This is a genomic window from Desulfosarcina widdelii (assembly GCF_009688965.1).
Taxonomy (GTDB): Bacteria; Desulfobacterota; Desulfobacteria; order Desulfobacterales; family Desulfosarcinaceae; genus Desulfosarcina; species Desulfosarcina widdelii.
Genome location: NZ_AP021875.1, coordinates 2,509,954 through 2,525,218, shown reverse-complemented (window position 1 = coordinate 2,525,218; position 15,265 = coordinate 2,509,954). Strand labels below are relative to the sequence as shown.

Genomic DNA, 15,265 nt, shown 5'->3' with positions numbered 1-15,265 from the left:
GAGGAAAGAATGGAAGTTGTAATGAACAACATACCGCTCGTGTGTACGTTGGTCGGTGTTGCTGGAGTACTCTTTTCTATCATCCTCGCGGGAATCGTCAAAGGCGCTCCCGCCGGTGACGAAAAAATGCAGGCCATCGCCGGCGCCATCCAGGAAGGCGCCATCGCTTACCTGAACCGTCAGCTCAAGAGCATGGGTATTGCCGGTATCATTATTTTTGCCGTTATTATGTTCACCATGGGCGCCAAGACCGCCATTGGATTCCTGATCGGTGCCGTGGCTTCCTTTATGGCCGGCTACATCGGCATGCGCGTTTCCGTACTGGCCAACGTGCGTACGGCCGAAGCGGCCAAAAAAGGCATGTCCGCCGGTCTGGCCATGGCTTTCAAAGGCGGCTCCGTGACCGGTATGATCGTTGCCGGTCTGGCCCTGACCTCCGTGGCCGGTTACTATACCGCGACCCATGACGTCATCGCCCTGGTCGCCCTCGGTTTCGGCGGCAGCCTGATCTCCATCTTCGCCCGTCTGGGCGGCGGTATCTTCACCAAGGGTGCTGACGTTGGCGCCGACCTGGTGGGTAAGGTCGAAGCGGGCATCCCCGAGGACGATCCCCGCAACCCGGCCACCATCGCCGACAATGTGGGCGACAACGTGGGTGACTGTGCCGGCATGGCTGCCGACCTGTTCGAGACCTATGCCGTCACCGCCGTGGCCGCCATGTTGATCGGCCACCTGCTGTTCCCCAAAATTCCCATGGCCACCGAGTTCCCGTTGATCCTGGGCGCCATCTCCATCATCGCCTCCATGATCGCCGTTTTCTTCGTCCGTCTGGGCTCCGGCGGTTACATCATGGGTGCCCTGTACAAAGGCATGTTCGGCTCCGCCATTCTGGCGGCCATCGCCTTCTACTATGCCTGTGCCAAGTTCATGGGCGAATTGGGTACGATCTCTGCCATTAACATTTACTACTGCACATTGATCGGCCTGGTGTTGACCGTTGTCATCGTGATCATTACCGAGTTCTACACCGGTATCTACAGCCCGGTGAAGAGCATCGCCGACGCCTCCACCACTGGTCACGGCACCAACATCATCGCCGGTCTGGCCGTCTCCATGCAGGCGACTGCCGCACCGGTACTGGCCATCTGCCTTTCGATCCTGCTGGCCTACAACTTTGCCGGCCTGTACGGCATCGCCATGGCCGCCATGTCCATGCTTTCCATGACCGGTATGGTCATCGCCATTGATGCTTACGGCCCCATCACCGACAATGCCGGTGGTATCGCCGAAATGGCCGAGATGGACGAGAGCGTGCGTGCCGTAACCGATCCTCTGGATGCGGTTGGCAACACCACCAAGGCCGTTACCAAGGGTTACGCCATCGGTTCCGCCGGTCTGGCCGCCCTAGTTCTGTTCGCTGCCTACGTGATCGAGTTTCAGATGCATGGTGCCGAGAAGGCGATCAAGTTCGATCTGTCCGACGTGAACGTCATCATCGGCCTGTTCATCGGTGGTCTGCTGCCTTACCTGTTCGCTTCCATCGCCATGAAGGCCGTCGGTAATGCCGGTGGCGCCGTGGTTGAGGAAGTTCGTCGTCAGTTCCGCGAAATTCCAGGAATCATGGAAGGTACCGCCAAACCGGATTACGGTGCATGCGTGGACATCGTCACCAAGTTCGCCCTCAAAGAGATGCTGGTTCCCGCGCTGCTGCCTGTGGTCGCTCCGTTGCTGGTGGGCTTTCTTTTGGGCAAAATCGCCCTGGGCGGTCTGTTGATCGGTTCCATCGTTACCGGCGTGTTCGTGGCCCTGTCCATGACCACTGGTGGCGCCGCCTGGGACAATGCCAAGAAATACATCGAAGACGGCCATCTGGGCGGCAAGGGCTCCGATGCCCATAAGGCCGCCGTTACCGGCGACACCGTAGGCGACCCCTACAAAGATACCGCCGGCCCGGCCGTTAACCCGATGATCAAGATCCTCAACGTTGTGGCCCTGCTGATGGTACCCTTCCTGATGTAGTCACAACCGCGGGCTTGATCCGCATTATATGTTCGACATTAAGGATTGGCGCCAGCCGGCGCCAATCCTTTTTTTATTGATTATTAATGGTTGCAATGGTATATTTCACTATTCCATATGGTTATTATGGGTTTCATCCGGCAGGCACCGGAGATGCATCCCCTGGAACAGACGATTCATTTCGATGCCTGCATCACTTTTTTCCATATGGAAAAGCAAAGCCCGAAGGTGGCCTTAACCCCTGATCACTGGTACCCACATGGCAGATAAATCGGCTAACGAAAGCGCGAAAGGCGCCTCATCCCAAAAACAGTTCAAGGTTGGGGATCTTGCCGTCTACCCGGCCCACGGAGTCGGACGCATCGAAGCCATCGAAACGAAAGTCGTCAACGGCGAAGAGCATGATTTCTACATCATGAAGATCATCGAAAATGCCATGGTGATCATGATCCCTACCTGGAATGTGGAATCGGTGGGGTTGCGGGATGTCATCCGCAAAAAGGACATCCCCAAGATTTTCGAGGTAATGCAATCCCGGCATGAACAACCCATGGACAACCAGACCTGGAACCGGCGATATCGCGAGTACATGGAGAAGATCAAAACCGGTTCCCTGTTCGAGGTCGCCGAGGTGTTCCGGGATCTTTCCCTGCTTAAGCACACCAAAGACCTGTCCTTTGGCGAACGTAAGCTTTACGATACCGCCCAGAATCTTCTCGTCAAGGAACTGGCCATGGCCAAAAACAAAAGCGAAAAGGCCATCGTCAAGGAGATCGAAGCCCTGTTCAAGTCCGGCGAAGCCTGAAGCCATTAGGGCCCTTACCGTTTAGATTTCACCCATGCCTTCCCCTCCGTACGGTTTCCGTTTCACAGTGGCTGCCGCCCGATCCGGATTTCGCCTGGACGCGGCTGTTGCCGCTGAAGTCGAATCCTGCTCCCGTTCCTTTGCCGCCACATTGATCCGCCGGGGACTGATCACCGTGAATGGTCTGGGAAAAAAACCCGGCTATGTTCTGAGAGCCGGGGAGATGGTTTCGGGTACCATCCCGCAACCTGAAGCACCCGATTTTCGTCCCGAGAAGATCCCTCTGAATATTCTTTATGAAGATTCCGAACTGGTTGTTATCGACAAGCCGCCGGGAATGGTCGTCCATCCCTCTCCGGGGCATATTGGTGGGACCCTGGTAAACGCCCTGATGCACCACTGTCCCGATCTTTCCGGAATATCCGGCAGCCTGCGGCCGGGAATCGTCCATCGGCTGGACAAGGACACCTCCGGTGTGCTGGTGGCGGCCAAGAACGGCATGGCCATGCAGCATCTGGCCGCCCAGTTCAAGTCCAGACAGGTTCGCAAGCGTTACCTGGCGCTGGTTTATGGGGTACCCGAAAGCGATTTAGGAACGGTCGATCTGGCCATCGGCAGGCATCCCGTGGATCGCAAGAAAATGTCGGTGACCACCCGCGCCCCGCGATCGGCACTCACCCATTGGAAGGTGCGCGAGTCCTTTGTTGGCGCCTCGCTTCTGGAAGTGGATATCCGCACAGGACGAACCCATCAGATCCGCGTGCATTGCCATGCCATGGGGCATCCGGTGATCGGCGATCCGGTCTATTGCCGCCGCGGCGAAAAAAAGCGGCTGGCATCGGCAGCCCCCAGGATGGCCCAAGGCTTAAGGGACGTTACCCGTCAGATGCTGCACGCCTGGAAGCTGTCTTTCCTTCATCCCAAAACCGGAAAGCCCCTGACCCTCGAGGCGCCCATCCCAGCTGACATGGGTGCATTGATTTCTAAATTCAGGGAATTGGCTCCCGTTCAATCTTAAAAAAAAGAGACATCGCGCCGGGGCCTCGGCAGAAGAATTCGATAACCGGTCAAGCTGTCAATAAACTATTAATTTACCGAAGACTCCGCCTCCGGCAACCGTTACCGGAGTCTTTATATAATCGAGGAGATTACCGATGAGATGGACGGCCGAAGCCGAAGCGGCTATTAAGAAGGTGCCTTTTTTTGTCCGTAAAAAAGTGAGATCCCGGGTGGAGAGAGAGGCAGCAGATGATGGCAGCACGGTGGTCGACATCGAGGCCGTCAAAACTACCCAGAAACGATACCTAAGCGGCATGGCCGCCGAAGTCAAAGGGTACCAACTCGACACTTGCTTCGGCTCCAACGGATGTCCGAACCGCAGCGTGATTTCCGATGATTTGCTCAAAAGCCTGGAGCAGGTTCTGCAAGCTGCGAATCTGCTCTCCTTTTTAAAAGAACAGGTGGGGGACAATCTCAAGTTCCACCACGAATTTCGGGTGACCGTGGCCGATTGCCCCAATGCCTGCTCGCAGCCGCAGATCAAGGACATCGGCATCATCGGTGCGGTGATGCCGACGATTACCGATCAAGCCTGCAGCGGCTGCGAAGCGTGTGTCGATGTTTGCCCGGACGACGCTATGGTTCTCGACGAAACGGTGGCCGTCGACAGCCAGCGCTGCATGGCCTGCGGCAAATGCATTCTGGCCTGTCCGACCGGGACGTTGGATGAAAAGGCCAAAGGCTATCGGGTACTGCTGGGTGGAAAGCTGGGAAGACATCCACGTTTGGCCAGGGAACTGCCCGGTATTTTTAACGAACAGGACGTTCTTGATATCGTTGATACCTGCGTGGCGCTATACAAAAAGAAAAGTCGTGGCGGGAAACGCTTTGCAGACTTGCTGACCGACACCGACATCGAGACCTTGGAGAAACAGGTTCGATAAACGGCCACGATTTTCCTTTTCCGCTAACGGGAAGAAAACGATTTGCCAACTTCAGAAAAGAGTTCTTTTTTTCTTGACTCTCCCCTATGGGCATCTATAAACTTTGCCGTCAAAACGAATATTGGCCGATATCTTCCCCCAAAGAAAAACAAAGACCTGTAACCACCGAAAATTGACTTTAGACGATATTAAGCCGGTTACCACCAATAGAAAGGAGAGGAAAAATGGCAAAAAACGACGCAGCAGAAAAAAAGCCGCTCTGGCTGTCAATCGAGGAGAATATTCTCGCGATCAACCCACAGGATCTGTCCGGGGACAAGCTGGAAGCGTCGATTCAGCAGATTGCGGGGGAACTGGACAACGTGGGATACAACGTGTCCCGTCATGGGGGCAATCTGCTTCAGTTGAGATGGGCCGTGGATAAAGCACGTAAAGCCGGCAAGCCCATGTTGAAGGACTTCAACGCGGCCATCGGGGCATTTACGCTTGAGGATGTCGCAGACCCGTATGGTGCAACGACGAAGCTCCTCGACGACATCGGAGGGACCTGGCCGGAACTGAGGAGCCCCGAGCGCAGACCGCAAGTGATCCGTTTTGTCGAAAAGACCAAGCTTGACTTGCTGATTGCCAAGGCCAAAGGCCTGCCCGGTGACGGGGGTATTCGTATGCTCCTTGGGGAAAAAGTGGATTCCGGTGTTATTATCGACGCCATGGAAATAACCGATGAAAAACTGAATCAGGTGAAGGAAGCCATCAAGCAGGAACTGGCAGAACGGGCAAGGGTCGCCAAATTGCTCGAGGCGGTAAAAGACGAGTCCGATGAGGAAAAAGTCAAGCATCTCCTTGAAAATGAAGTTTCCGAAGAATTGATCATTGAAATGGCCAAGGTCGATCAGGGTGACATCGACGCCGCCAAAAAGGCCATGGAGGCAGAACTCAAGGAAAAACAGCGGCTGGCCGAAGAAGAAGCGGCGAGAAAGAAGAAAGAGGCCGAAGGACCCGCGCTGGAAGATATTTCGTCGGACGATATGCTCGCCTATATCGAGTCCATTCGTGAAATCATGGAATTCAGCGATGTGGAAAAAGAGATCCGGACGATGTGCGAGCAGAGTTCCATCCCCAAAGCCTTGGTGGACATCGCTGTATCGGAGCCCGATAAGTTGGATGAACTCGAAAAAAAGGCGGAGGGATAAGTCTCCGCAGTCAACCGATCAATTACATTCAATATAAAAAAGGGTCGCCGGTATGGCGACCCTTTTTTATACGGTTTTTTACGAAACTCAAGCCATCTGGTTCCCATGCTCCTCGTGGGAACCTGTACCGGGCAATTGGCGCTCCCACGCACAGCATGGGAGCGAAAAGACGAGAATGCTGCCGCGGGTATTTTCTTTCGAGGCAGCAGTGTTTTGTATGTTGTCGTTTGCCGGCTAAGCGGCGTTTCTGCTGCCTTCCTCGCACGCCTCAATGGACGGTGCGATGCTGACAACATCCGGATTGTAGCAGACCCGGCAGCAGTTCAGGCAGCGGTTGGATTCGTGTTTGGCGTCGGCCTCGCTGATGACCTGGTCTACTTCGATCATGGAGTCGATCCGTTCGGCTACAGGTAATTCCGGCATGGGTGTGCGCTTAGAGGGGATCACGCCGGGCACGCTATCGAACAATGATTCGGAAATATGCTGCTTGCGCAGCGATTTCGGGCTGCCTTGCACCTCTTCGCCGGTGATGTACTGGTGAATGGATCGAGCCGCCCGCCGCCCGCCGCCGATGGCGTCCACCACCAAAGAGGGGCCGGTGGCCACGTCCCCGCCGGTGAACAGATAGGGGACGCTGCACTGCAGGGTCTCCGGATCGTTATCGAAGGTGTTCCAGCGGGTGATTTCGATGTTCTCCTTGTCGGCTTCATTTTCCATAAAGGAAATTTCAGGCTGCTGGCTGATAGCAGAAATGACCATGTCCACATCGAGGATGGTCTCGGAGCCCTCCACGGGAACCGGCCGCCGCCTGCCGCTGGCATCGGGTTCCCCCAACTCCATCTGGAGGTATTCGAGACCCTTGACATTGCCCTGACCGTCGTCGATCACCCGGGTGGGCGCGGCCAGAAACTGGAACTTGATGCCCTCGTGCTCGGCGGCCACGATTTCGACTTCGTTAGCCGGCATCTCCTTGCGCGTCCGGCGGTAGACGATGTAAACTTCCTCGCAGCCGAGGCGCAGCAGGGTGCGCACGCAGTCGATGGCCGAGTTGCCGCCTCCAACTACAGCGGCCCGCCGGCCCACAGAAATTCTCTTTTCCGGGTGATCGGCTACTGTAGACAGGAAGTTGATGCCCTGCCAGACACCCTTGAGATCTTCTCCCTTGATGCCCAAGGTGTAGTCCTTCCAGGCGCCGATCCCCATGAAAATCGCCTCGTAGCCCTCATCGCGCAGGGATTGGATGGTAAAATCTTCTCCTATGCGGGTGTTGTAGTGCACGTCGATGCCAAGATTGAGGATGCCCTCGATTTCCCAGTCCAGTACCTTGTCGGGCAGGCGGTATTCGGGAATGCCGTAACGGGTGATGCCGCCTAGTTTGGACATGGCTTCGTAGATCGTGGGATGGTGCCCCAGGCGCCTGAGAAAATAGGCGCAGCTTACGCCGGCCGGTCCGCCGCCGACGATGGCGACACGTTTGCCGGTGTCCGGGGCGCAGGCGATGGGAAAGCGCCGGCCGCTGTTCATTTCGTAGTCGGCTACGAAACGCTTGAGCTGGTTGATGGAAACGGCTTCATCCTCGAGTCCCCGGCGGCAGTACTCTTCGCAGGGGTGCGGGCAGACCCGGCCACAGGAGAGCAGCAGCGGATTGCGTTCCCGAATGGTGTGGACGGCGCCTTCGTAGTCGCCCTCCCTGATCAGGCGAATGTATCTGGGAATGTCGATTTCGGCCGGGCAGGTCTGCTGGCAGGGGGCCAGGGCCTGGTCATCCTGATTGAAGACCAGCAGGCGCTGGGACATGGTTTTTACGGAGAGCAGGCCTTTGGGACAGACCGCCTCGCAGGCACCACAGCCTACACAGTAGGACTCGTCGACGACCGGGTAGCCATCAGGGCCCATATGAATGGCATCGAACTGACAGGACTGGATGCAGTCGCCCATGCCCATGCATCCGATGGAGCAGACCCGTTTGCCGCCGTACAGCGCGGACATGGCGGAGCAGGACATGGCGCCGTTGTAGACGAACTTGTCTGCCGCCCGATCACCGCCGCTGCAGGCGTTGAGCGATTTCATGGGCTCGGCCGTTCCCGGATCCACGCCCATGACATTGGCGATGTTGACGGCGGCTTCGGAGTCGGCAGCCACGCAAATACCCGGTTTGGCTTTGCCTTCGACGATGGCCACGGCTGCGGCTCCGCAGCCGGCGAATCCGCAGCCGCCGCAGTTGGCGCCGGCAAGGAAGTACTCCACTTCACCGATGCGCGGGTCTTCGTATACATAAAAGACTTTGGATGCAACGCTGAGGATGATGCCGCAGGTCGCGCCAATGCCAAGCATAACAAGAATAGCGACGGTCACGAAAACCTCCTTTTCCCAAATCCTGATTGTTGGAAACGATTTTGGTAGGGGGCGATCTTGCGATCGTTACTGCTGGGAAAAAGCCGTTTGGAACCCCTGCGCTCCAAACGGCTTTAAATTTTTATAGGCGTGCTGCTTTCCGTCGGGCGTCCGATGCTATACCATTCCCCGGAAGGCGTAAAAGCTCAGGGAAATGATACCGGCGGTGATCAGCGCGATAGACGTATCCTGCAAGGGCTTGGGAACCCTTGCCAAAAGGACGCGTTCGCGCAGACCGGCAAATAAGATCAATGCCAGACCGAAACCGGCGGCATAGCCGAAAGAGGTAACGATGGCCGGCAAAAAATCGAGTTCCTTGTCGATATTGAGCACGCAGACACCAAAAACCGCACAGTTGGTGGTGATCAACGGCAGGAAGATTCCCAGGCCGGCGTAAAGGCCGGGAATGCTTTTTTTCAGGAACATCTCCACGAATTGTACCAGTGAGGCGATGACCAGGATAAAGGCGATGGTGCGCAAAAAGACCAGTTTGAACGGCACCAGCAGATAGGCGTAGATGAGCCATGTGATCCCGCCGGCCATGACCAGCACAAAGATGACGGCCATGGCCATGCCCAGGGCGGTCTCCATTTTTTTTGAAGTGCCAAGAAACGGGCAGTTTCCAAGAAATTGCGCCAAGAGGATGTTGTTGACGAAAATGGTGGCGACGATGATTTCGATATATTCCATGGTAGCTTCGCTCCTCGATCTATTTGCTGGGGATCAGGTTCATCGCACAGAGCAACAAACCCAGAAGCACAAATGCGCCCGGTGCCTGAACGGCAAAACCGAAGGGTTCGAACGAGGGACCAAAAATATTCTGGAAATTCCAGTGAATCAGCCCGAACACATCTCCTTTGAGGGAACCGGTACCGATCAATTCACGAACCATTCCCAACAGTCCCAGTGCCCATGTGAACCCAAGACCAATACCCAATCCGTCGGCAGTTGACTTGAACACTCCGTTTTTGGAGGCAAAAGCCTCGGCGCGGCCCAGGACGATGCAGTTGACCACGATCAGGGGAATGAAGACGCCGAGATCCATGAAAAGGCCGTAGGCGAAGGCCGCCATCATCTGCTCGACCACGATGACGAAAGTGGCGATGATAATGATATAGCAGGCGATGCGCACTTTGGCGGGGATCACTTTTCTCAAGAGCGATACCAGGATATTGGAGCAGAGCAGAACGAAGGTGGTGGCCAGCCCCATGCCGATGCCGTTTTTCAGGGAGGTGGTGACGCCCAATGTCGGACAAAGGCCGAGGACCAGACGAAAAGGCGGAACTTCCTTCCATAGGCCTTTGGTAAATTCAGACGCGATCGATTTGGCCATTGCGCTAACTCCTTTATTTGCCCATGCCTTTGATTTGTTCTTCGATTTGCGGTTTCAGGTCGTTGTAGGTCTTGACGGCACTGTTGACTCCGGTGCACACGGCCCGGGAGGTGATGGTGGCTCCACTCAGGGCGCTGATCTGGCCGCCGTCCTTGGTGACACCGAAGGGTTTGGCGATGCTTTGGCCCTTGAATTGGGCGGTAAAGCTGGGATCGTCCTTGGCCCTGGCACCCAAGCCGGGGGTTTCCTTGCTCGTCGTCACGGCAACGCCGCGAAGGGTGTTGTCAGACATATTGAAGGACACGACCAACCCCACCTTGTCGGCAAAGCCATTGGCACTGGACTCGACCACCACCGTATCGGCAGAGCCGCCGAAGACGCCCACGAAGACGGTGTGCTCTTCTTCGCCTTTCTGGATTTTAAAGCGGTCTTCCACGGGATCATTCTCGGCTTCGCTCAGCATTTGTCGGATGGCGGGTCCTTTGACCAGGTTCATGACCTGGTTTTCGATTTTTGGTTCGGTGAAATCCTTCAACCACGCAAGGCTGCCGCCGGAGACGACGCTCAATACGGTCAGAACAACCACCATTTTGATCATTTCACCCATGTTACGCCACCTTTCCAATCGCCTTGGGTCTGATCTTGTCGACCAGCGGATTTATCAGATTGATCAGGAGAATCGCGAAGACCACGCCGTCCACATAGGCGCCGATGTTGCGGATCAGTACCGTCATGACACCGCCTAAAGCGCCGTAGATCAGCATGGGGATGAAGTTAACCGGTGAAGTCGTGGATTCGGTAGCCAGAAAAAAGGCCCCGAACAGGGTGTAACCGGTCAGCAGATGGTACACCGGCGAGGCGTAGCGGGTCGGGTCGGCCATGTTGAAAAGCAGAGCGGAAACGAATATGCCGATAAGGAAGGCGATGCTGACTTCCCAGCGGATGATTCCGCGCAGGATCAAGTAGATCCCGCCGATGGTCAGGGCCAGCCCGCAGGTGCTTCCCAAGCCTCCCACCTGTTTGCCCATGAACAGGGCTACGGGATTCAAGCCCGCGACTGCGGCGGGGCCGAAGGCCTTCAACGCTGCCAATGGATCGGTGGCGGACGGAAAGCTCAGGGAGAAATTGACCAGACCGGCATCGAAGTCGAGATGGTTTGTATAGGAAACCATCAGAATTGCAACGGCAAGAACAACCGGATTAAATGGATTGGCGCCGATGCCGCCGAAAATCTGCATACCGATGACAATGGCGAGAAAGGTTCCGATCACAACCAGCCACCAGGGGGCCGATGCAGGCAGTGCCATGGCCAGCAGCAGGCCGACCAGGGCGGCATTGCCGTCCCCAACGGTGATGGGTCGTTTGCTGATGGTGTTGAACAGCAGTTCCCAAATGATTGCCGTGGATATGGCCAGGCTGATGACGCCAAGGGCCGGAGCCCCATAATAGGCAATCCCGACAATTGCAGCGGGAAGGGCGGCGATGATGGTATGGTAGTTTCGCTCGGGAACCCCGCTGCCGTCGTGCCAGAACGGCGCGTGGGAAACAATTAGCGTCTTCTTACTGTTCATCAATTTCCTCCGCAGATGTGATCCGGCCTAATTCGTATTTTGCAAGTTTGATGTACTGATAAATCGGAATGCGGGAGGGGCAGACATAACTGCAAAGGCCGCATTCGATGCACGAGTAGAGGTCGTAAAGGTCGGCGCCTTCGGTGTACTGCCCGACTTCCAGAAAACGGACCAGCAGGTTCACCGGCACATTGGCCGGGCAGATGCTTATACAATCACCGCAGTTGATACAGGGATAGTCGCTGTAAAAGGGGATGACGCTTTTATCTTGAACCATGACGGCGTCGGTATCCGGGCCGATGGGCTGGTTCTCGCTGTAGATGGCGTTTCCGGTCATGGGACCGCCGAAGACGATTTTGTCGTGAGCGTTGACCTCCACGCCGAACCGCTTCAACAAGACACCGACCGGCGTGCCGATCCGTGCCCGGGCCAGATGTTTTTTGCCGCTTTTGTCGATGACGGCGACGGTTTTTTCGACGGGCAGTCGGCCCTCGGTAAATGCCTGGCCGATGGCCGCTACGGCTTCCGCCCGCATGAAATGGACGCCCATGGACGCCATGCCGCTTTCATCCGGCAGTCGGCCGGTAAGATGGTAAAGGACCATCAGGGGCTGGGCATAAGGGTAGAGTGACGGAAGCGGATGGATCCGTGCATCCAGGTGCCCCGAGTAGTTCTGAACGCTCTCTTCCGGCACCACGATGACGATGTCTTCGATGCCGGTGGCTTTTCTCAGAATCTCGATGCCCTCATTTACAGCCGCGGTTTTCTTCTTGAAAACGTACAGGCCGGTATCGATGAGCAGGTCTGCATTCCCGGCGTAGATGACGATGGTCTTTACGGGGTTGCGTTCGTCCATCAACGGAGCGATGTCCGGTTCTCCCGGACAGGCGGTCAGGTAGCGTGCAAGGGTTTCCAAAGAAGGCGTCTGGCTGGCTTCCGAGAATTCGGCATCCAGATCGTTGCCGCCATCGGTTTTAATGGTCACCGCGGTCCAGGTCCTGCCGTAATCGGCCAGAAAGGGTTCGACCGCACAAATGGTACCGCATGCCGGGGCAATGGCGCTGGCACCCTCGCCTGCGGCCAACGTCAACCGCTGCCCTGTTTTTACAGCGGTTCCCACCTTCAGGTCGCCCGTCCGCTTCAGCTCCTGTTTGATGTAAATCGTCAGGGTGTCCGGTGTCGGGATGGTCACCGGATCGGCAAAGCTATCGGTTGCCAGTTCGTAGTGGAAAGAGGGTTTGGAAAGACCGAAAAATGATCGTTTACGCATAGCTCAACCTTTTTTTAGGGCCGCAGGGAAATGAATCGTCGCAGCCGATCCATCGGTACTGCCGGCTTCAATTACAGGACGTGACATGCGGAGCAGTTCTCGGAGCCGGACGGCGGGCCCTTTCCGAACTGCTCATGACATTCGGTGCACTGCGTGTGAAACGCATCCGCACGCGAACTCATCTCCGTATCCTCGATATCGCTTTCGTCGTGGCAATCCAGGCAGACTTCCGGCTGCCCGCCGTCTTCGGCGGGTCCCTGGTGGCATTGACCGCAGGCGATCAAGGCGGCCTCGTCATCGCTGGGATGGTGGTGGCAGTCGAAGCACGCGGCCCCGTAGCCGAATGCATCGGTGTGGGTGTGGTGTTCAAAAAGGACTTTCCCGGCATTGGTCTGATACATGATCCGGATGGGCTCATCGGGCGTCTGGGTAGGGAAAGCGGCATAACAGATAATGCCGACCAGCAACAGGTGGATTGCCAGACCGTAAGCAAACAACCGCTGTTTCTTAGACGTCATGTGGTATCGATCCTTTTTGGAATTGGTTTTGAGTAAAACGGGGGTAGAAAATAAGACAATCGACTATCATAATGCACAAAACCTTTCAAGGTTTTATTTGGTCAGAGGGCAACGCTCTGAAACCAATAGGTAAACAAAAAATCCACCGGTATGAAAAGGCGGCCGAAACGCCCCATAAGTGGGGTTCGGGCGTCCGGATTATTCAAGGCTTAACGCTTGAGAAATAATAAGAAATCGACTAAAAGCGGAGGCGTTGCCGAAAACGGGCCGATGATTCGGTAAGAATACTTTCAATGAACCGATTCGGCCAAATGGAAACAATGAGAAAAAACGCCACTGATAACCCATCCTGCGGGCTGCCCATTGGATTGCCGAAGTTCAAAAGACGATTCGGTTACGGCTATCGCGCCAGGCGGCGCGGCACCGGCCGCCTTGGCCACGGCAGCGACCGCATATATCGGACCATTGTCGAAAACACCGGCACGGCCTTTTTGCTGATGGAGCAGGATACCACCATCGCCATGGCCAACGAAGAGTTCGAGAAACTGTCCGGATACCGCCGCAGCCAGGTAGAGGGGCGGATGTCCTGGACCCGGCTGATTGCCGAAGTGGATGTGGAACGCATGCTCCGCTATCATTATTTAAGGCGCGAGTTTCCCCATCTTGCGCCGCGCAATTACGAATGTCGGGTGCGCATCAAAGACGGTCGCCTGCGAACCTGTTTTTTTACCGTGGCCATGATCCCGGGCAGCGACAAAAGCATTGCCTCCATCACCGACGTGACCGAGCACCGCGAACTGGAGCAGCGTATCCGCTCCATCCGTGAAAACGAGCGCCGGCGTATCGGCCAGGACCTGCACGACGATCTGGGCGCCCATCTGGTGGGGGTGGAGGCCATGGCTGAACTGCTGCAGCGGCGGCTTTCAAAAGAAGGCCACCCCCAGGCAAAGTTTTCCGCCGAAATTTCCGCCCTCGTCAACCAGGCCACGGCCAAAACCCGTGCGCTGGGCAGGGGGCTGTGCCCCGTCGACCTTGACGACTTGGGCCTGTCGAATGCATTGGAGAATTTAAAGAAGAATACCGAACGGGCGTTTGGCGTTGTCTTTACGCTCGATCTGTCTGGTGAAATCGGTATCCGCAAACACGCCGTTGCCACGCAATTGTACCGCATTGTCCAGGAGGCGGTGAACAATGCCCTGGTTCACGGCAAGGCGAAAGCGATCGCCATCGGCATGTCCACAGAAAGCGGGGTGCTGACCCTGACGATCGCCGACGACGGCATCGGGATTGCCGAGGACGCGGAGCAGGGTGACGGTCTGGGACTGCGGACCATGCGACACCGTGCCAACCGAATCGGAGCCGAAATGACCGTCACCCGGCGGGAACCCAAGGGAACCATAGTGCGATGCACCATCAATCCAGAGTTTTTATCGTAGACGATCACCCGATTTTTCGAAAAGGGCTCTCGCACCTGATTAACGAGGAGCCAGACCTGACGGTCTGCGGAGAGGCCGAGAGCGTCGGCGATGCGGTCCGGGAGATCAAGCGAACCAAACCCGATGTCGTCATCCTGGACATCACCTTGAAGGATACTTCCGGACTGGAGCTGATTCACATGCTCAACGCGCAGTTTGCGTTCATGCCCATCCTGGTGGTTTCCATGCACGACGAATCGATTTTTGCCGAACGGGTGCTGCGTGCCGGCGCACTGGGCTACATCAACAAGCAGGAGGTCACCGGCAGGGTGGTCCGGGCCGTTCACCAGGTCCTGGAAGGGCGGATTTACGCCAGCGAAGCCATGGTGGAAACCCTGCTGGGCAAGATTATTTTCAAGCCCGCCAACGCCTCGGAAAATCCCCTGGAGTGTCTGTCCGACAGGGAGATGGAAATTTTTCAGCTCGTCGGCAAGGGCTTCGGACGCAAGGAAATTGCCGAGATGCTGCATGTTAGCGTGAAAACCGTCGGTACCCATCGGGAGAACATCAAGAAAAAACTGCAACTCAAGAATTCCGCCGAATTGATGCGCTGCGCCATCGACTGGGATCAGCGCCAGAAAATCGAATGAATTCTTCTCTAGGCGTTCGACCTAATCCTATTCCCGTTTTCCACCCAGACACAAAATGAGCGCCCTGCCGATATTTTTTTAGGACCTTATCCTCTAAAAAGAGATGCACGCAAAAGTCGCTTCGGGCAGCCACAGGGTTGTCGATGTTCACACT

14 protein-coding genes are annotated in these 15,265 nt (G+C 56.2%); 7 read left to right on the top strand and 7 right to left on the bottom strand.

The window, feature by feature from the left end; translation table 11 throughout:
- Positions 1-21: 21 nt before the first annotated feature.
- The 5 genes from GN111_RS11925 to GN111_RS11905 all read left to right on the top strand — a co-directional run bounded on the left by GN111_RS11925 (position 22) and on the right by GN111_RS11905 (position 5,960).
- Positions 22-2,019, top strand: a complete 1,998-nt coding sequence (locus tag GN111_RS11925; RefSeq protein WP_170302237.1) for a sodium-translocating pyrophosphatase — start codon at positions 22-24, stop codon at positions 2,017-2,019.
- Positions 2,020-2,278: 259 nt separating this feature from the next.
- On the top strand, positions 2,279-2,824 hold the full coding sequence (locus tag GN111_RS11920; RefSeq protein ID WP_155303959.1) for a CarD family transcriptional regulator: 546 nt from the start codon (positions 2,279-2,281) through the stop codon (positions 2,822-2,824).
- A 34-nt stretch (positions 2,825-2,858) separates the two neighbouring features.
- Positions 2,859-3,842, top strand: coding sequence for an RluA family pseudouridine synthase (locus GN111_RS11915; RefSeq protein ID WP_155303958.1), 984 nt, complete (start codon positions 2,859-2,861; stop codon positions 3,840-3,842).
- 136 nt (positions 3,843-3,978) lie between these two features.
- Positions 3,979-4,767, top strand: a complete 789-nt coding sequence (locus GN111_RS11910; RefSeq protein WP_155303957.1) for a 4Fe-4S binding protein — start codon at positions 3,979-3,981, stop codon at positions 4,765-4,767.
- A 224-nt stretch (positions 4,768-4,991) separates the two neighbouring features.
- Positions 4,992-5,960, top strand: a complete 969-nt coding sequence (locus GN111_RS11905; protein ID WP_155303956.1) for a hypothetical protein — start codon at positions 4,992-4,994, stop codon at positions 5,958-5,960.
- Positions 5,961-6,194: 234 nt separating this feature from the next.
- Here the strand turns inward: GN111_RS11905 and GN111_RS11900 are convergent, their stop codons facing one another.
- The 7 genes from GN111_RS11900 to GN111_RS11870 all read right to left on the bottom strand — a co-directional run bounded on the left by GN111_RS11900 (position 6,195) and on the right by GN111_RS11870 (position 13,046).
- The gene (locus tag GN111_RS11900; protein WP_176603288.1) at positions 6,195-8,315 is read right to left on the bottom strand and encodes an FAD-dependent oxidoreductase; all 2,121 of its coding nucleotides are present in this window, start codon (positions 8,313-8,315) and stop codon (positions 6,195-6,197) included.
- A 156-nt stretch (positions 8,316-8,471) separates the two neighbouring features.
- A complete protein-coding gene (locus tag GN111_RS11895) occupies positions 8,472-9,044 on the bottom strand; it encodes an electron transport complex protein RnfA (RefSeq protein WP_155303955.1) in 573 nt (190 codons plus the stop codon).
- A gap of 19 nt (positions 9,045-9,063) precedes the next feature.
- Positions 9,064-9,687 (bottom strand): electron transport complex subunit RsxE, encoded by a 624-nt coding sequence (gene rsxE / locus GN111_RS11890; RefSeq protein WP_155303954.1) that lies wholly within the window; start codon positions 9,685-9,687, stop codon positions 9,064-9,066.
- Positions 9,688-9,700: 13 nt separating this feature from the next.
- Positions 9,701-10,294 carry an RnfABCDGE type electron transport complex subunit G gene (rnfG, locus tag GN111_RS11885; RefSeq protein ID WP_155303953.1) on the bottom strand — a complete coding sequence of 198 codons (594 nt, stop codon included), beginning with the start codon at positions 10,292-10,294 and terminating at the stop codon, positions 9,701-9,703.
- A gap of 1 nt (position 10,295) precedes the next feature.
- Positions 10,296-11,258, bottom strand: coding sequence for an RnfABCDGE type electron transport complex subunit D (locus GN111_RS11880; protein WP_176603287.1), 963 nt, complete (start codon positions 11,256-11,258; stop codon positions 10,296-10,298).
- On the bottom strand, positions 11,248-12,528 hold the full coding sequence (locus GN111_RS11875; RefSeq protein ID WP_155303951.1) for a 4Fe-4S dicluster domain-containing protein: 1,281 nt from the start codon (positions 12,526-12,528) through the stop codon (positions 11,248-11,250). The genes GN111_RS11880 and GN111_RS11875 overlap by 11 nt, the downstream gene beginning before the upstream one ends.
- Before the next feature lie 71 nt (positions 12,529-12,599).
- The gene (locus GN111_RS11870) at positions 12,600-13,046 is read right to left on the bottom strand and encodes a cytochrome c3 family protein (RefSeq protein ID WP_155303950.1); all 447 of its coding nucleotides are present in this window, start codon (positions 13,044-13,046) and stop codon (positions 12,600-12,602) included.
- Between the two features lie 320 nt (positions 13,047-13,366).
- On the opposite strand from GN111_RS11870, the gene GN111_RS11865 reads away from it, so the two are divergent.
- Both GN111_RS11865 and GN111_RS11860 read left to right on the top strand, forming a co-directional pair.
- Complete coding sequence (locus GN111_RS11865; RefSeq protein WP_170302236.1) at positions 13,367-14,482, top strand: PAS domain-containing sensor histidine kinase; 1,116 nt, start codon at positions 13,367-13,369, stop codon at positions 14,480-14,482.
- Positions 14,452-15,111: a response regulator gene (locus GN111_RS11860; protein ID WP_155303948.1), complete on the top strand. Its 660-nt coding sequence runs from the start codon at positions 14,452-14,454 to the stop codon at positions 15,109-15,111. Before GN111_RS11865 ends, GN111_RS11860 begins: the two co-directional genes overlap by 31 nt.
- Positions 15,112-15,265: the final 154 nt, after the last annotated feature.